The organism is Brevundimonas sp. GW456-12-10-14-LB3 (genome assembly GCF_059424365.1).
Window position 1 is genome coordinate 1 of sequence record NZ_JBWKZJ010000023.1, and the last position, 17,820, is coordinate 17,820.

Here is a 17,820-nt window from a genome sequence, read left to right on the forward strand (position 1 = left end):
CCTTGACCCCCCGCCCCCGGCGTGGCCTGTGCGCCGCCTGATGAAGACCGCCGATTTCGACTTCGACCTGCCCGAGGACCGCATCGCCCTGCGGCCCGCCGATCCACGCGATTCCGCCCGCCTGCTGGTGGTGAAGGACGGCGCCCTGGACGACCGGATCATCCGCGACCTGCCCGACTTTCTTCAGCCGGGCGACGCCCTGGTCTTCAACGACACCCGCGTCATCCCCGCCCGCCTGTCCGGCGTCCGCACCCGTCCCGGCCCCGAGGGAGAGACCCTGACCGTCGCCGTCGAGGCCACGCTTCACCATCGCGACGCCCCCGACGTCTGGTCCGCCTTCATGAAGCCCGGCAAGCGGATCAAGCCGGGCGACCGCATTCGCTTCGGACAGGGAGCCGACGCCGCCTGTGACCTGGGCCGTCTCGACGCCACGGTCACGGCCAAGGGCGACGACGGCCTGATCACCCTGAAGTTCGACCTGTCCGGCCCGGCCCTGGACGACGCGATCCGCGCCGTCGGCGTCATGCCCCTGCCCCCCTATATCGCCGCCAAACGGCCCGAGGACGACCGCGACCGCTCGGACTATCAGACCGTCTTCGCCGAACACGACGGCTCGGTCGCCGCCCCCACGGCGGGCCTGCACTTCACCCCCGCCTTGCTCGACGCGATCCGCGCCCGGGGCGTCTCGACCCACGCCGTCACCCTGCACGTCGGCGCCGGCACCTTCCTGCCGGTCAAGGTCGAGGATGTCGCTGAACACCGGATGCACAGCGAATGGGGCGAGGTCTCGCCCGAGACCGCCGCCGCCCTGAACGCCGTCCACGCCGCCGGCGGCCGCATCGTCTGCGTCGGCACCACCTCGCTGCGCCTGCTGGAATCCGCTGCGACCGAGACCTGCGAAATCCGCCCCTTCCACGGCGACACCGCCATCTTCATCACCCCCGGCTACCGTTTCCGCGCCGTGGACGTGCTGATGACCAACTTCCACCTGCCCAAATCGACCCTCTTCATGCTGGTCAGCGCCTTCGCCGGTCCGGAGACGATGAAGGCCGCCTACGCCCACGCCGTCGACACCGGCTACCGCTTCTACTCCTACGGCGACGGCTCCTTGCTGTTCCGGGCCTGAAAACCCCACGCCGCCGGCGCGAACCTTCTGCTGAGGCGGATCGAACCGCTTGTCCTGTGGCCTTCCGGCGCGCGAACCCTTAAATGCCGTCCTCTGACGAAAGAGACTTCCGTGACGCCTGACGACGCCGAGCTTGATCTGCCGCAAGAGCTCCGCGACGGCCTGATCGCCGTCGGAGAGGCCGCGCGCGACCTGGACCAGCCCTGGTGGATTTTCGGCGGGGCGGCGATGGCGCTTTACGGCCTGACCGACATCCATGTGCCGGACATCGACGTCCTGTGCGCCCCGCGCGACGCCCGCGCCCTGCTTGCCGCCTTGGGCGGCCAGATCGTGCCCGACCCCGGCGAGGGTCTGTTCCGCTCCGCCGTCTTCGGCCGCGCCCATGATCAGTCGATCCTGATCGAGGTCATGGCCGGGCTGGAGGTGCGTGACGGCGGCGACTGGGCAGACGTCCAGTTCGGGTCGCGCCGGCCGGTGTTTATCGACGACACCCCCCTGTTTGTCCCCGACATCCGGGACCACATCGCCCTGTACCGCCTTTTCGGCCGTCCCAAGGATCTGGCGCGCGTCGAACAGCTTGAACGACTGATCGCCTGAATGCCCTTTCCTTTTGACATTGCGGCCGTCGAAGGCCGCGCGCGCACCGGCGTGCTGAAAACCGCCCGCGGCGAGATCCGCACCCCCGCCTTCATGCCGGTGGGCACCGCCGCCACGGTCAAGGCCCTGACGGTGGACCAGGTCAAGGCGACCGGCGCCGACATCATCCTGGGCAACACCTATCACCTGATGCTGCGCCCCGGCCCGGAGCGGATGGAACGTCTGGGCGGCCTCCACAGATTCATGGGTTGGGACAGGCCGATCCTGACCGACAGCGGCGGTTTCCAGGTCATGTCCCTGGCCGGCATATCGAAGGTCAAGGAGGAGGCCGTAACCTTCTCCTCCCACATCGACGGCTCCAAACACGTCCTGACCCCCGAACGCTCGATCGAGATCCAGTCCGACCGTATCGGCGCCGACATTTCGATGCAGTTGGACCAGTGCGTCGCCTATCCGGCCGAGAAGGACGCGGCGCGAAAGGCCATGGAACTGTCGATCCGCTGGGGCGCCCGCTCCAAGGCCCGGTTCGGCGAGCGCGAAAACCAGGCCCTTTTCGGCATCCAGCAGGGCTCGACCTTTGAGGATCTGCGCCGCCAGTCGTCCGAACAGCTTCAGGACATCGGTTTCGACGGCTACGCCATCGGCGGCTTGGCTGTGGGCGAGGGCCACCAGGCCATGTGCGAGGTGCTGGACTACGCCCCCGAATTCCTGCCCGCCGACCGCCCCCGCTATCTGATGGGGGTCGGCAAGCCCATCGATCTGGTCGAGGCCGTATATCGCGGCGTGGACATGTTCGACTGCGTCCTGCCCACCCGCGCCGGCCGCCACGGCCAGGCCTGGACCTGGGACGGCCCGTTGAACCTGAAGAACGCCCGCTTCGCCGAGGACCAGGATCCGCTGGATCCCTCCATCCCCTGCCCGGCCTCCTCCGCCTATTCAAAGGCCTATCTGCACCACCTGATCCGCGCCGACGAAATCCTCGGCAAGGTCCTGCTCAGCTGGCACAATATCGCCTTCTACCAGGCTCTGACCGCCGCCATGCGCGCCGCCATCGCCGAAGGCCGCTTCGAAGCCTTCCGCCGCGACTTCCACGCGCGGCACGTGTCGAACGGATAAGCTCCTACCGTCTCGGGCGGAACCAGCTCGGCGCCGCCGGCGGGGCGCAGTTCCTCTGCATGCCGATCCCCTTCAGAAAGGCGCGCCGCATCCGCCCCGCCTGTATGGCCGACTGCACATGGCGGCTGTGCTGTTCCGCCCCGCTCAGTCGACGAATCCAGCTGCGGCCCGGAATAAAGTCGGTCGTCGTGCCGCGAATGGCGTCCAGCGTCGCCTTGGCCGCCGCATCGGCCGCCTGTTCGCTGCGATAGGAACCGTCCTGGCGCGGCGGCTCGTCCGTGTCGGGCCCCAGGGCCTCGTCCAGCCGCGCCACCTCGGCGCCGATGGTGGTGCACTGGTTCAGATTGCGCAGATCATAGGGATTGGCCTCGGCCTGCAAGAGGACCGTCGGAATCAGCTGGCGACGCAGATTGAAGTCCTCCAGCGGCGCGGTGACCGCGTCTCCCAGCCCCGCGCCCACCTGCTCGGCCCCGCTCATGGCGGAACGACCGGCGTTGCAGCCGGCCAGCACGAGAAGGGCGGCGAGGACAGGCCACTGGATCAGCTTCATGCGGCCCTTAGACCACGGATGCCGCTCCGATCAAAACCCCTGGATGGATTCCCGCGCCATCAGCATGGCCCCATCCAGCCCGGCGTGTCCGCGCTCGGCCGCAACCAGATAGCCGCCCTCTCCCATCACGAGCGCCGCGCCATAGCCGTTGACCCAGCGCCGCGCCGCCGCCTCGACCTCGGCGATCAGGCCGGACGTCGACATCACGCCGCCGCCCATGACGATCCGGTCGGGCGCCCAGGCGAAAACCAAGCCGGCGATCATCTGGCCCAGATAGTCCGTGACCACGGCCCGAACCGCGTCCACTTCTTCCAGCCGACGCCCCGCCAGCCGCACCTGCACCGCCGGTCCCGCCGCCAGCCCCTCCACACAGTCAGCATGAAAAGGGCAGGCGCTGACCTGGGCGTCGCCCGAGAGGCGCTGGACGAACAGATGGCCGATCTCGGGATGAAGTGCGCCTTTCAGGGTCTGGCCGTCCACACACAGCCCGCCGCCGATCCCGGTGCCGACGGTGACATAGGCCACAGCCCGCGCCCCGCGCCCCGCGCCCAGTCGCGCCTCCGCGACGGCGGCGGCGTTGACGTCGGTGTCCACGACGAAAGGGGTGTTCAGCCGCTCCGCCAGGGTCTTCGCCAGATTGAACCCGGTCCAGCCCGGCTTGGGCGTCGCCAGCATCAGGCCGCGATCCTGCGAGGCCGGATCGACCACCAGGGGGCCAAAACTGGCCACGCCCAGTCCCGCGACCGCCCTGTCGCCCGTCGCGGCGATCAGGGCCTCGACCGCCGCCTCGGGCGCGCCACTCGCAAACCGTCCCTGATCCAGCACCGCGCCGGCCGCATCCTCGACCCGCCACACGATCTTGGTCCCGCCGGTTTCGACGGCGAAGAAGACGGGCTGGGACATGGGGAGGCTCCTCCGAAGGGAGAAATGGTACGTCCTCTCGGGCTCGAACCGAGGACCCTCTGATTAAAAGTCAGATGCTCTAACCAACTGAGCTAAGGACGCACCGCGCGACGTTCGGGCCTGGCCCAAACCGTCGAAGGGCGCCTTCTGTTGCAATCCGTCCTTCCGGTCAAGACCGGGTCTGCTACTCAATGCATATGAAACCGCTGAACGGACTTCGCATCCTCGAATTCGACGGACTGGGGCCCGTCACCTTCGCGGGCATGATGCTGGCCGACATGGGGGCCGAGGTGTTGCGCCTCACCCGCTCGGATGCGGCGGGTCCGGCCGTCTTTTCCGAGGTGGGCGGCGCCGTCCTTCATCGCAATCGGGCCGCCGTGCCGGTGGATCTGAAGTCGGCGTCGGACCGGCGCGGGGTTCTGAGCCTGGCCGAATCCGCCGACGCCGTGATCGAGGGTTTCCGTCCCGGCGTCATGGAACGTCTGGGCTATGGTCCGGCCGATCTGCTGGGCCGAAACCCCGCCCTCGTATTCGGGCGGATCACGGGCTGGGGACAGAGCGGCCCCTTGGCCCAGGCCGTCGGACACGATCTGAACTACATCGGACTGACCGGTCTGCTTCACGCCATGGGATCGCCGGACCGACCGCCGACGCCGCCCTTGAATCTGGTCGGCGACTACGGCGGCGGGGCGATGATGCTGGTCGTCGGCGTTCTGGCGGCCCTGCTGGAGGTCCGAACCACCGGGCGCGGACGGGTCGTGGACGCCGCCATGACGGACGGGACCGCCCTGCTGGGCGGCCTGTTCCACGCCCTGCGCGCCCAGGGCTTGTGGAACGACCGCCGCGGCTCCAACCTTCTGGACGGCGGCGCGCCCTTCTATCGGTGTTACATCTGCCGGGACGGCGGCTATGTGGCGGTCGCGGCGCTGGAGCCCCGCTTCTATCTCGCCCTGCTCTCAGGTCTGGGGATCGACCCCGCCGAAGCGCCTCAGTACGACACCTCCGCCTGGCCCGATCTTCATCTTCGCTTCGCCGCCCTGTTCGCCGCCCGGAACCGTGACGACTGGGCGGAGCATTTCGCCGGGACGGAGGCCTGCGTCACCCCCGTGCTCAGCCTGGGCGAGGCGCCGGCTCATCCGCACAATCAGGCCCGTGGGACATTCGAAGACGGCGCCCCGGGCCCCTCGCCCCGCTTCGACGACCAGCCCTCCGTGGTCGCAAGTCCGCCGCCCCTTCCCCTCGACGCGGCCCTACTGCGCTGGGGCTCGGAACCCGGATGACCGAAGGCGTTTTCGGCGCTATGGAACGGAGCCGCGCGACAGACGTTGCAGGACCGACCCAGGGGAACCGTTTTTCATGAGACGCTCGATCTTCATTCTGGCCGCGACAGCGCTGGCCGCGTCCGCATTGGCGGGCTGTGAGGATCGCCAGTCTCGGCCCGAAGACGGCTACCAGCCCACCGTTGAACACCCCGCCGAGACCGACGAGGCCGCCGGCGAGCCGGTCGTCGCCCCTGAAGTGACCGATCCCGCGCCCACGCCGCCTGAGGAGACCCCGCCGCCGCCGCAAGAGCGGACTTCGGAACAGTCGGTTCAGCCCGAAAGCGAAACCCTGTTCTACTGACGGGCCTTGTCCCTCCCTCCTGCGGTCGGATAGGGGCTTACCTAAGCGCTTGAAAGGGCGTGCCGAGACGCCGATCCGGAGGCCGTGATCTTGACGAAAGCTGTAGTTTGACGATCCGGCCCGCCCTGTTTCTCACCGCATTGACGACCTGCAGCCTTCTCGCCCAGGCCGCCGCCGCAGATCCCCGCGCACAAATCCGCGGCGAGGTCGACACCGAGCTGCGCCGCATGTTGGAGCGGGCCATCGGCGAGGTGGACGGCCCCCCCGAAAGCCGGTTCGAAGCGCGGCGCCGCGCGCGCAGCGCCATGTCGGCGGCCGAGGCCCTGCTGCGGTCGGAAGCCTATTATCAGCCGGTGCTCGAAGACATCGTCGAAGGCGAAGAGCGGCCGACCGCCATCGTTTCGGTCGAGCCGGGTCGCCGCTTCGTGCTGGCCCCGCCGACCATCAGCTGGATCGACCCCGCCCCCGACGCCGAGGCGGCCGAGGACGCCAGAGCCGCGATCGGGTTGAAGGCCGGCGATCCGGGCCGGGCGGTCGATGTGATCGCGGCGGAAGGGCGGATCGTCGCGCGCCTGGTGCGGGACGGCTATGCGGACGCCAAGGCCGATCCCCGCCGCGTCGTGGTGGATCACGCCGCCTTCACCGTCGCGCCCGAATACCGCATCGTATCGGGCCGACCGGTCCTGTTGGACGGCGTCCTGATGCCGCGGCCGGGGCGCACCAATCAAGCCTGGGTCGCCGCCCTGGCGCCGTGGCGGGAAGGCGACCGGTATGACCCCGACAAGGTCGGCGAACTTGAGCGCCGCCTGTTGGACACCGGCGTCTATGACGGCGTCGGCGTCGCCCTGGCGCCGCCGGAACAGACCACCGCCGAAGGGCTGCGTCCCGTGATCGTGACGCTCCAGGACCGGCCCCGCCGCGTGCTGGAGGCCGGCGCCACCTGGGCCACCAAGGAAGGCGCCGGCGTTGACTTCATCTGGACCCGCTACAATCGGTTCGGGCGCGCCGACACCCTGGCGCTTGAGACCCGGTTCGCCCGGCTGGACAGCCGCATCGGCGCCGATCTGTCCCTGCCTCACTGGCGCAAGCCCGGCCGCACCTTGAAGCTCAGCGCAGGCGTGGTGAAGGAGGACACCGACGCCTATGAACGCACCGCTCTGGTGCTGGCGGCCGAGCTGCAGCAGCGGATCGGCCGGACCTCCTACTTCAACTACGGCATCGGCCTGGACGCGGGTCAGTACCGCGAGAACCGATACGACTATGCGTCCGTCCCCCCTAGGGCGGTCAGCTTCGACCGGGATCTGGCGATCGTGACCGGCCGCACCAGCGCCTATATAGACAACTCCAACGATCCCTTGAATCCCACGCGGGGATGGCGCGTGACCGCCTCGGTCCAGCCGACGGCCGTGGCCGGGGAGGACACGGTCCTTTTCCTGCGTAATGAGGCCCAGGCGACCGCCTATCTGCCGCTGCAAGATCAGGCCCGCACCGTCCTGGCCGGGCGCCTTCGCCTCGGCGCCATCATCGGCGGGGGTGAGCTGAGCGTGCCGTCGGACCGTCTGTTCTACTCCGGCGGCGGCGGGTCGGTGCGGGGCTATTCCTACCAGGGGGTCAATCCGCAACTGCCGGATCAGACCCCGCGCGGCGGTCTGTCGCTGTTCGAAACCTCTCTGGAGGTTCGTCACGACATCGGTCAGAGCTTCCAGGCTGTGGCCTTCGTCGACGCCGGCGCCGTGGGTTTTCAAGAGACGCCGAACCTCAGCAACATGCGCTACGGCGCGGGCGTCGGGGTTCGTTATAAGCTGCCGTTCGGCCCCATCCGCGCCGACGTCGCCATCCCCCTGGACAAGCGCGAAGGCGACTCGGCCTTCCAGATCTACATCAGCATCGGGCAGGCGTTTTGACCCAAGAGCCGCCCGAACAAGCGCCTGAAGCCGCGCCCGAAGAAACCGCCGCCCAGGTGCGCCGCAAGCGCAGCCTGCCACAGCTGATCGCCCTGATCGCCGGTGGAATAGTCGGCGGCGTACTGGTCCTGGCGCTGATCGCCCTGATCGGCGGTCGGATGTACATCGTCTCGGATGCCGGACGAGAACTGGTGTCGGGCTTTGTCCAGGGTCAGAAGATCAGCCGTTACGGCCGGATCAACGTCTATGGGCTGAAGGGCGATTTGTTCGACGACTTCACCCTGGAGCGGGTCACGGTCACGGACCGCGAGGGGGTCTGGCTGGACGCCCGAAACGTCAGGGTCGACTGGTCCTACTGGCCCCTGGTCACGCGGCGGTTTCACGCCACGGAGATCAGCGCCGATGTGATCCGACTGATCCGCCGCCCCATTCTGGACGCGCCGAGCGGCGAGCCCGGCGGCCCCCAGCCGATCGACGTCGATATCGACAAGTTCTCGGCGCGGGTCGAACTGCTGGAAGGTTTTTCCAAGGAATACGGGCGCTGGGATCTGTCGGGAATGGTCGACCTGCCGCGTCGCGGGGCCAAACACGCCGAGCTGAAGGCCGACAGTCTGAATCGCCCCGGCGATCTTTTGCGCCTGGCGGCGACCTTCGGCGGCAAGCTGGAGGACACGCGCGTCGATCTGCGCGCCAAGGAGGCCCAGGGCGGCCCCCTGGCCGGCGCCCTGGGCTATTCGCCGGACGAACCCTTTTCGGCCGTTGCGGTCGTGAACGCCGACCTGGTGCGGGCCAAGGTTCAGACCGGCCGCTTCGTCCCGCTGACGGTGGACGGACGGTTCGGCGAGGCCGGGTCTCGGGTCTCGGGCTATTTCGATTTCAGCGGCTCGGACCTGTTCGCCCCCTTCGTCGAACGGGTCGGGCGCACGGCGCGGTTCGGCTTCGCCATGGTCCCGGCCAAGGACAAGGCCTTCCAGGGCGTGGGTTGGAAACTGATCTCCGACAACGTCGCCTCCGAAGCGCGGGGCGTCATCCGCATGTCCGACCGCAGTTCGCCCGACGGAATTCGACTGGACGTTCAGACCGCGTCCCTGAGCCGATTGACGGGTGCGGACGTCGCCGGTCCCGCCGCCTATTCCGGTCTGTTCAAGGGCGACGCCCAGACCTGGAGCCTGGAAGGCCAGGCCACCCTGTTGAACGCCAACCTGGCCAGCTACAGGGCGACCCGCATCGCAGGGCCGCTGAACGTGCAGGTCCGCGACGGACGGATGGATCTGGACGGCGACGTTCGGGCCTTCGGCGGTTCGACCCAGGGCCTGATCGGCGGTCTGCTGGGCGCGGCTCCGCGCGTTCAGCTTGAAGCCGCACGCATGAAGGACGGAGCCCTATTGCTGGAGAAGATCGATCTGGACGGCCAGGGGCTGTCGGTAGAGGGATCCGGCTCCCGCAATCTTCTGGGCGGCATGGGGTTCCGCGGCGATGCGCGGCTGACCGACGTTTCGCGCATCCAGTCCGGCGGCAAGGGGTCTTTCGGCGGCTCGATTCGCGCCGCTTCGGCCAAGACGGGCGCGCCCTGGACCCTCAGTTTCGACGGCCGGGGCCGCGAGCTGAGCGTGGGCATGGACGAGTTGGACCGTCTTCTGGGCCGCACGCCGCGTCTCCAGCTGGACGGCAAGCTGAACGGCGGGCGGATCGAACTGGATCGCGGCGAACTGACCGGCGCCGCCGGACGGGCCGGCGCCAAGGGGCTGATCGAAACAGACGGCCGCCTGCGGCTGGCCCTGAACTGGAACGCGCGCGGCCCCTTCGCCGCCGGTCCGGTCGAAATCGCCGGCGACATGAACGGACAAGGCGCCCTGACCGGAACCCTGTCTCAGCCGCGCGTCGATCTGACCGCAGGGTTCGACCGGGTCACGGCCGGCGGACTGATCCTGACTGACGCCGACCTGATCCTGAGCTTCCGCAAGGGCGCGGACGCCTCGGACGGCCGGATCACGATCACCAGCGGCTCCAACTACGGCCCGGCCCGCGCGTCGGGGAACTTCGCCCTGGGCGGCGACCGGATCAGGCTGAGCGATCTGGACGTCAACGCCGGCGGCGTCACGGCCCAAGGCGCCGTGACCTTGTCGGACAACCTGCCCTCCAGCGCGGACCTGACCTTCACGGCGCGCGCCGGCGCCTTCCTGACCTCCGGCGAAGCCAACGGACGGGTCCGTTTGACCGAGGGCGGCGGCTCCGACAGCGCCATCCTGGACGTCAGCGGGCGAAACATCCGACTGTCCGGCCAAAGCTGGGTCATTCGCACCGTCGATCTGGACGGCCGCGGAACCCTGAACAATCTGCCCTTCACCCTGGCCCTGGACGTCGGCGGCGGCACGCCCGCCCAGTTCAATGGCACCGGCGTCTATGCGCGACGCGGCGACGCCCAGACCGTGAGTTTGCGGGGCGGCGGCCGGGTCCGCGAGGTGGCCTTCACCACCCGAACCCCCGCCACCTTGACTCTGAACGGCGCGGAACGGGCCGCCCACCTCGACCTCGGCGTCGGAGGCGGAATCCTGATGGCGGACCTGCGTCAGGATTCACGGATCGCCGTCATCCAGGCCGACCTGACCAGCGTCGATCTCCAAACCATTTCCCCGGATCTGCGCGGCCGCGCGACGGGCCGAGTCTCTCTGCGCGGCGCCGGGGACGATCTGTCCGGTTCGGCCAACGTCACCTTGCAGGACGTCCGCAGCATCGACGCCCCGCGCGGCCTGGCGGTCGACGGCCGTCTGGACGCCACCCTCATCAACAACAGCCTGACGGTGAAGGCCGTCGCCTCGGACGAGGACGCCGTTCAGGCGGCCGCAGACATCACCTTGCCGGTCGAAGCCTCGGCGGCGCCGCTGCGGCTGGCGATCGCCCGCCAGCGCCCGATGTCCGGCAATGTCTCGATCAATGGACAGATTCAGCCGATCTGGGATCTGTTCCTGGGCGGTGACCGCACCTTGGCGGGCCAGGTGGACGGCCGGGCGACGATCGCCGGCACCCTGGCGTCCCCGCGTCTGAACGGCCGGTTCGACCTGTCGCAAGGCTCTTATCGCGAGAAGTCGGTGGGGCTGGTTCTGGGCGACCTAAACCTGCGGACGCGGTTCGACGACACCACGGCCCTCATCGAAGCCTTCAGCGCCAATGACACGGCCGGCGGCACGGTGAACGGCCAGGGTCGGATCGGACTGCGCGAAGGCTCGGGCTCGACCGCCCAGCTGAACCTGACCCGCTTCCGCGTCATCGACAACGACATAGGCGAGGCCCGCGCCACAGGCCCCGTGACCATCGTCCGCGGCCAGGACGGCAACATCCAGCTGTCGGGTCAGATCAATGTCGATGAAGCGCGGATCGAGCCGGAGGTGCCCGGTTCCACCGGCATCGTCTCCATGGACGTGGTCGAGATCAACCGGCCCGGCGGAGACGACCAGGAAGCCGAGGTGCGCCGGCGCGGCCCTCAGATCGGCCTGGACATCGCCCTGCGCTCCAGCGGGGGCAAGGTGCGGGTCAGCGGCCGCGGCCTGAACGTGGTGCTGGACGTCAACGCCCGGGTGCGCGGCACAGTGGCCCAACCCCAGCTGACCGGCACGGCCAATGTGGTTCGCGGCGACTATGAGTTCGCCGGCAAGCGCTTCGTCTTCGACGAATCCGGCCGCGTCACCCTGTCCACCGATCCGGAGGACATCCGCCTGAACCTGTCGGCGACGCGAGAGGACGCGGCCCTGACCGCCACCATCAATGTCACCGGCACGGCGGCCCAGCCGAAGATCGCCCTGACCTCCACCCCCGCCCTGCCCCAGGACGAAATCCTGTCCCAGGTGCTGTTCGGCCGGTCGGCCGCCCAGTTGTCGCCGTTCGAGGCGGCGCAGTTGGCGGCGGGGGTTGCGGCCCTGGCGGGCGGCGGCGGCTTCGACGTCATCGGCAATCTGCGCGAACTGGCGGGGCTGGACCGGCTGTCCTTCGGCGGACAGGCCAGCGCCCTGACGGTGGCGGGCGGCCGCTACATCACCGACGACGTCTATCTGGAGGTCATCGGCGGCGGTGAGGGCGGGGCGGCGGTCAAGGTGGAGTGGCAACCGCGCCGGAATCTGGCGATCAGCTCCCAGTTCGGCGGCCAAGGCGAAACCAGCCTGTCGATCCGCTGGCGTCGGGAAAGCCGCGACCCCGGCCAGCGCGCCGACCGTCGTCCGAACCGGTAATCTGTCGGCCCGACCTTCACCTTTGGACGCGCGGCGTCTAGGGTCCGGCCATGCGGATTCTGAACGCCGACCAGGCCGTCCTGGACCATGTCGCCGGGCGACGTGACGCCATCATCGGCCGCACCATCGACTGGGCTGACATCAACTCCGGCAGCCGCAACGCCGCCGGGTTGAACGCCGTGTTGGACGCGCTGGAGACCGAGGCCCGGACCCTGCCTGCCACGGTCGAGCGCATCCCGACCCAGGGCTCCACCACCGTCGCCGACGACGGATCGGTGCGGACCGAGGCCCATGCCGACGCCCTGAAGATCACCGCCCGGCCGGAGGCGCCGATCCAGGTCGTCCTGACCGGCCACTACGACACCGTCTTCCCCGCCGACAGCCGCTTCCAGACCGTGACGACGCGCCCGGACGGCGCTCTGAACGGTCCCGGCGTCGCCGACATGAAGGGCGGCATCAGCGTGCTTCTGGCCGCGCTCGAAGCCTTCGAGACCCACCCCGACCGGCACGGCGTGGGCTGGACCGTTCTGCTGAGCCCGGACGAAGAGATCGGCTCGCCCGCCTCCGCCCCCCTGCTGGCCGAATTGGGCGCGCGCGGCCATGTCGGCCTGACCTATGAGCCGGCCCTGGCGGACGGCACCCTGGCGGGGGCGCGCAAGGGCAGCGGCAACTATCACCTGATCGTCACGGGCAAGGCCGCCCACGCCGGCCGGGCCTTCGACGAAGGCCGCAATGCGGTGGCGGGCGCGGCCATGATCGCCGCCGCCCTGCACGGGCTGAACGGCAGGCACGAAGGCGTCACCGTGAACGTCGCCAAGATCTCCGGCGGCGGCGCCCTGAACGTCGTCGCCGACAACGCCGTGGTCCGCTTCAACGTGCGGGCGCCGGACAAGGCCGCCGCCGACTGGATCGACGCCTCCGTCCGCGCCATCGTGTCCGCGCCGCCGTTCGAGGGCCTGACTCTGGATTTGCACGGCGGCTTCACCCGCGCCCCCAAGCCGATGGACGCCGCCCAGACTGCGCTGTTCGAAGCGGTGAAGGAAGCCGGTGCCCTCTTGGGCCAGTCCATCGCCTGGAAACCCTCGGGCGGCGTCTGCGAGGGCAACAATCTCCACGCCGCCGGCCTGCCCAATATCGACACCCTGGGCGTCCGCGGCGGCGACATCCATTCGGACCAGGAGTTCGCCTGGCCCGACAGCTTCGTCGAACGCGCCCAGCTCAGCGCCCTGATCCTGTGCAAGATCGCCTCCGGCGAAATCGACGCAGCCAAACTCAAAGCCCTTCGGATGGAAACTCTCTGAATGCTCGTCGTCCGTCCCGCCGGCCCAGCCGACCTCGACCACCTGCTCGAACTCGCCATCCTGTCCGGCCCCGGCTTCACCAGCCTGCCTGAAGACCCCGACGCCTTGGCCGAGCGGCTGGACCTCAGCCAGGCGAGCTTCGAAGGTCGCGTGCCTTGGCAAGAGGCCTGGTACACATTGATGCTGGAGGACGGCGACACGGGCGACATCGACGGCGTCGGCTCGGTCAAGGCGACCGTCGGGCTGAAACGCCCCTTCTTCTCGTTCCGCGTCGTCAACAACACGGTCCAGTCGCCCTCTCTGGGTGTGAAGCTGGATCATCAGACCTTGGTTCTGGTCAATGAATGCACCGGCTGGACCGAGGTCGGGTCGCTGTTCCTGAAGGCGGATCGGCGAAAGGGCGGCGCCGGCCGTCTGCTCAGCCAGTCGCGATACATGCTGATCGGCGCCCAGCCCGACCTGTTCGCCGACATGGTCCTGGCCGAGTTGCGCGGCGTCTTCACCCCCGACGGCGCCTGTCCCTTCTGGGATCATGTGGCCCACAAATTCTTCCCGATGGAGTTCGACGACGCCGATCGGATGACCGGCTCGACCGACAAGCAATTCATCCTCGACCTGGCGCCGCGCCATCCGATCTATGTCGAACTGCTGCCCGAACCGGCCCGCGCCGTGATCGGCAAGGTGCATCCGCAGGGCGTGCCCGCCATGGCCCTGCTGGAAAGCGAAGGGTTCCGGCCCAACGGCTTGGTGGACATCTTCGACGCCGGTCCGACCGTCGCCTGCTGCCGCGACAATATCCGCACCGTCCGCGACGCCCGCCGCCTGAAGGTCGAATTGGTCGATACGGTTCAGGCCGAACTGCCGGCCCTGATCTCGACCGACAGCGTCCCCGCCTTCCGCGCCGTCCGCGCCAAGGCCGACATCGACGGCGACGCCGTGCGCCTGACCGCCGAAACCGCTGCGGCGTTGAAGGTGGGTGCAGGCGCCAGCGTGCGGGTAAAATCGTGATCCACTCTCATCCGCTCATCCCGGCGAAAGCCGGGACCCAGTACTTTGGGCGAAGGATGTGTGAGATCAGAGGCCGGTGGTCATCCGATGCACTGGCGATGCGAAAGAACTGGGTCCCGGCTTTCGCCGGGATGAGCGGAGTATCTGTGCCATGACCGTGTTCAAATCCACCGACCCCGCCACCGAAGCCGTCAACTGGGAAGGCGAGGCCGCCTCCCCCGCCCAGGTCCAGACCGCCGTCGACGCCGCTCGCGCCGCCTTCCCTGACTGGGCCGACCGCCCGCGCCAGGAGCGGATCGACGCCGTCAAACGCTATCAGGCCGTGCTGAAGGACCGCGCGCCCCAGATCGCCGAGGCCATCGCCCGCGAAACCGGCAAGCCCCTGTGGGAGACCAAGACCGAGGCCGCCGCCATGATCGGCAAGGTGGACATCTCCATCCGCGCCTATGACGAACGCACCGGCGAACGGACCAGCGACACGGCGTTCGGCCGGGCGACCCTGCGCCACCGTCCGCACGGCGTGGCGGCGGTGTTGGGCCCGTTCAACTTCCCCGGCCATCTGCCCAACGGCCATATCGTCCCCGCCCTGCTGGCCGGCGACACCGTCGTCTTCAAGCCGTCGGAGGAAACGCCCCTGGTCGGTCAGGTCATGGCCGAAGCCTTCGCCGCCGCCGACCTGCCGACCGGCGTGGTCAATGTGGTCCAGGGCGGACGCGAGACCGGCGCGGCCCTGCTCGACGCCGGGATCGACGCCCTGATGTTCACCGGCTCGGGCGCGGCGGGCGCCCATTTCCGGCGCAAGTTCGCCGACGATCCCCACGTCATCCTGGCGCTGGAGCTGGGCGGCAACAATCCGTTGGTCGTCTGGGACGCCGCCGACGCAGAAGCCGTCGCGGGCATCGCAGTCCAATCCGCCTTCATCACCACCGGCCAGCGCTGTTCCTGCGCCCGACGCCTGATCGTGCCGGAGGGGCCGCAGGGCGATGCGATCGTCGAAGCCATAGCCGCCCTGTCCGACCGCCTGGTCTTCGGTCCATGGGACAGCGATCCCGAACCCTACGCCGGACCACTGATCTCGGCCCGCGCAGCCGAGGCCGCCTTGAAGGCGCTTCAACAGCGGATTGACGCAGGCGCCAAGGTCGTCCGCGCCTCGGGCCCCGTCGCCAACCTGCCCGGCGCCTTCGTCAAGCCTGCCATCATCGACGTGACCGGGATCGACGTTCCCGACGAGGAGATGTTCGCCCCCTTCCTGTCGTTGATCCGCGTCCCGACCTTCGACGCCGCGATCCAGGCGGCCAACGCCACCCGCTACGGCCTGTCCGCCGGTCTGGTCAGCGACGATCCGGCCAACTGGGACCACTTCATCCGCCGCATCCGCGCGGGCGTGGTCAACTTCAACCGTCCGACCACCGGCGCCGCCGGCGACATGCCCTTCGGCGGCCTGGGCGCCAGCGGCAACCACCGCCCCAGCGCCTACTACGCCGCCGACTATTGCGCCTATCCGGTCGCCAGCTTCGAGGCGGATGCGGTCGCGAACATCGAAGGCGAGATCAAGGGGTTACGGTCGTGACGGCCCACCATTCACCTCTCCATAATTCTTCGTACCCGCGGAAATAGGGAATGAGCTTTAACCTGCCCCCGGCGCGTCGCATCGGTCCGCCGACCATTTGGAACCGGCTAGAAGGACCATTGACTTCCGCCGCAGTCTCGACGCCTCTCCTCGCTTTAGCGGCCGCCTTCGTGACATGGGTAGAGACTTGGGGCGATAGGCTCAGCATCGGAGGCTATATTCAGCTTTGGTGCCTAACCTTTGGCATCCTTCTGGTGGTCACTGTCGTCGCGGTAACATTGGGCCCAGGCAGATCAAGGGCGTGGGCTTTGGGTCTGGTAGGTAGCGCTCTTCTGGCCGTCGTTTGGTTCTGGGGTCTTCCGATCCTCGTTACGCTGGGCCTAATACACGTCTATTCTATCACCCCGGTGAATCCATGACTTCCGCCGTCGAAGCCAACGCCGACGGCCTGATCGGGCCGACCCACTCCTACGCCGGTCTGTCGCCGGGCAATCTGGCCTCCAGCCTGAACAAGGGCGAGGCGTCGAACCCGCGCGCGGCGGTGTTGCAGGGGCTCGACAAGATGAAGACCCTGGCGGACCTGGGCCTGCCCCAGTTCGTCCTGCCGCCGCATGAGCGGCCCAATATCCCCTTCCTGCGCACCCTGGGCTTCACCGGATCGGACGCCCAGGTGCTGGAACAGGCCTGGGAGGATGCGCCGTCGTTCGCCGCCGCCGCCTGCTCGGCCTCGCCCATGTGGGCCGCCAACGCCGCGACCGTGACCCCCAGCGCCGACGCCGCCGACGGGCGGGTGCACTTCACACCCGCCAATCTGGTCACCAATCTGCATCGGTCGCTGGAACATCAGCAGACGAAGCGGGCGCTGGACGCCCTCTTCCCCGATCCTGAGCGGTTCGCCGTCCATGACGCCCTGCCCTCCGTCGCCCATCTGGCCGACGAAGGCGCTGCCAACCATGTCCGTCTGTGCACGGAGCATGGCGCGCCGGGCGTCAATCTGCTGGTCTGGGGCCGAGAGGCGTTCGAGCCCTGGGACGGCCCCTACCCCGCCCGCCAGACGCGCGAAGCCTCTCAGGCGATCGCCCGTCGGCACGCCGCGGGGCGCCCGGTGCTGGCTCAGCAGTCGAAGGCCGCCATCGCCGGCGGAACCTTCCACAATGACGTAGTCTGCGTCGGCGCGCTGGAGACCCTCTTCTTCCACGACCTCGCCTTCGAGGACACGGCCGCGACCCAGGACGCCATCCGCCGCGCCGCCGACGGCTTGTTCGACCCGATCTTCGTCGAGGTCTCCTCCGCCGACCTGCCCCTGGCCGACGCCATCAGCTCCTATCTGTTCAACTCCATGCTGATCCAGGTTCCGGGCGACGACCGCCTGACCCTGATCTGCCCGACCGAGACGCGAGACAACCCCCGCAGCCATGCGGTGGCGCAATCCCTGGCCGCCTCGAACGGTCCCATCGGCCAGGTCCGCTATGTCGATGTGCGCCAGTCGATGCGGAACGGCGGCGGCCCGGCCTGTCTGCGCCTGCGGGTCGTCCTGAACGCGGCGGAGCTGGCGGCGACCAACCCGGCCATGCGCCTGACCGACGCCCTACACGCCCGACTGTCAGACTGGGCGCGCCGCTGGTACCGCGACGAACTGCGCCCCGCCGACCTGGCCGATCCCGCCCTGCTGGACGAGAGCCGGGGGGCGCTGGATGAACTGACGGCGATCTTGCAGTTGGGCGGCGGCTTCTATCCGTTCCAGCAGGTTTGAAATGAAGGCCCTCTCCCGCTTGCGGGAGAGGTGGCCCGTCGTTCGCGCAGCGAACCAGGGTCGGAGAGGGAAGTCCACTCAGACGGAAGACTTCCCCCATCGTCAGGCGCGTCGCTGCGCGCCACGGCCTGACACTTCCCCCGCAG

The 17,820-nt window shown here is 68.9% G+C and carries 13 protein-coding genes and 1 tRNA gene; 11 read left to right on the top strand and 3 right to left on the bottom strand.

The annotated features are described in order from the left end of the window. Positions 1-40: 40 nt before the first annotated feature. The 3 genes from queA (at position 41) to tgt (ending at position 2,839) form a co-directional block, all read left to right on the top strand. Positions 41-1,126, top strand: coding sequence for a tRNA preQ1(34) S-adenosylmethionine ribosyltransferase-isomerase QueA (gene queA, locus AC07XS_RS10360; RefSeq protein WP_182714489.1), 1,086 nt, complete (start codon positions 41-43; stop codon positions 1,124-1,126). Positions 1,127-1,237: 111 nt separating this feature from the next. Continuing rightward, a complete protein-coding gene (locus AC07XS_RS10365; protein ID WP_152949813.1) occupies positions 1,238-1,723 on the top strand; it encodes a hypothetical protein in 486 nt (161 codons plus the stop codon). Beyond that, positions 1,724-2,839 carry a tRNA guanosine(34) transglycosylase Tgt gene (gene tgt / locus AC07XS_RS10370; RefSeq protein ID WP_054765191.1) on the top strand — a complete coding sequence of 372 codons (1,116 nt, stop codon included), beginning with the start codon at positions 1,724-1,726 and terminating at the stop codon, positions 2,837-2,839. A 4-nt stretch (positions 2,840-2,843) separates the two neighbouring features. On the opposite strand, the gene AC07XS_RS10375 is transcribed toward tgt, so the two are convergent. The 3 genes from AC07XS_RS10375 to AC07XS_RS10385 all read right to left on the bottom strand — a co-directional run bounded on the left by AC07XS_RS10375 (position 2,844) and on the right by AC07XS_RS10385 (position 4,394). After that, positions 2,844-3,389 (bottom strand): hypothetical protein, encoded by a 546-nt coding sequence (locus AC07XS_RS10375; RefSeq protein ID WP_054765190.1) that lies wholly within the window; start codon positions 3,387-3,389, stop codon positions 2,844-2,846. A gap of 30 nt (positions 3,390-3,419) precedes the next feature. Then, positions 3,420-4,292, bottom strand: a complete 873-nt coding sequence (locus AC07XS_RS10380; RefSeq protein ID WP_182714488.1) for an ROK family protein — start codon at positions 4,290-4,292, stop codon at positions 3,420-3,422. Between the two features lie 25 nt (positions 4,293-4,317). Continuing rightward, a tRNA-Lys gene (locus AC07XS_RS10385) sits at positions 4,318-4,394 on the bottom strand. Between the two features lie 89 nt (positions 4,395-4,483). Here AC07XS_RS10385 and AC07XS_RS10390 point away from each other — a divergent pair. The 8 genes from AC07XS_RS10390 (at position 4,484) to astB (ending at position 17,674) form a co-directional block, all read left to right on the top strand. After that, positions 4,484-5,572 (top strand): CaiB/BaiF CoA transferase family protein, encoded by a 1,089-nt coding sequence (locus AC07XS_RS10390; RefSeq protein WP_182714487.1) that lies wholly within the window; start codon positions 4,484-4,486, stop codon positions 5,570-5,572. Between the two features lie 76 nt (positions 5,573-5,648). After that, a complete protein-coding gene (locus AC07XS_RS10395; RefSeq protein ID WP_182714486.1) occupies positions 5,649-5,915 on the top strand; it encodes a hypothetical protein in 267 nt (88 codons plus the stop codon). A 107-nt stretch (positions 5,916-6,022) separates the two neighbouring features. Then, entirely contained in the window at positions 6,023-7,819 is a 1,797-nt protein-coding gene (locus tag AC07XS_RS10400) for an autotransporter assembly complex protein TamA (protein ID WP_182714485.1), read from the top strand. Further along, positions 7,816-12,042, top strand: coding sequence for a translocation/assembly module TamB domain-containing protein (locus tag AC07XS_RS10405; protein WP_182714484.1), 4,227 nt, complete (start codon positions 7,816-7,818; stop codon positions 12,040-12,042). The genes AC07XS_RS10400 and AC07XS_RS10405 overlap by 4 nt, the downstream gene beginning before the upstream one ends. A 50-nt stretch (positions 12,043-12,092) precedes the next feature. Further along, positions 12,093-13,343, top strand: coding sequence for a hydrolase (locus AC07XS_RS10410; protein ID WP_182714483.1), 1,251 nt, complete (start codon positions 12,093-12,095; stop codon positions 13,341-13,343). After that, positions 13,344-14,351, top strand: coding sequence for an arginine N-succinyltransferase (locus AC07XS_RS10415; RefSeq protein ID WP_182714482.1), 1,008 nt, complete (start codon positions 13,344-13,346; stop codon positions 14,349-14,351). Between the two features lie 151 nt (positions 14,352-14,502). Next, positions 14,503-15,921: a succinylglutamate-semialdehyde dehydrogenase gene (gene astD, locus AC07XS_RS10420; protein WP_182714481.1), complete on the top strand. Its 1,419-nt coding sequence runs from the start codon at positions 14,503-14,505 to the stop codon at positions 15,919-15,921. A 415-nt stretch (positions 15,922-16,336) separates the two neighbouring features. Further along, positions 16,337-17,674, top strand: coding sequence for an N-succinylarginine dihydrolase (gene astB / locus AC07XS_RS10425; RefSeq protein WP_182714480.1), 1,338 nt, complete (start codon positions 16,337-16,339; stop codon positions 17,672-17,674). Positions 17,675-17,820: the final 146 nt, after the last annotated feature.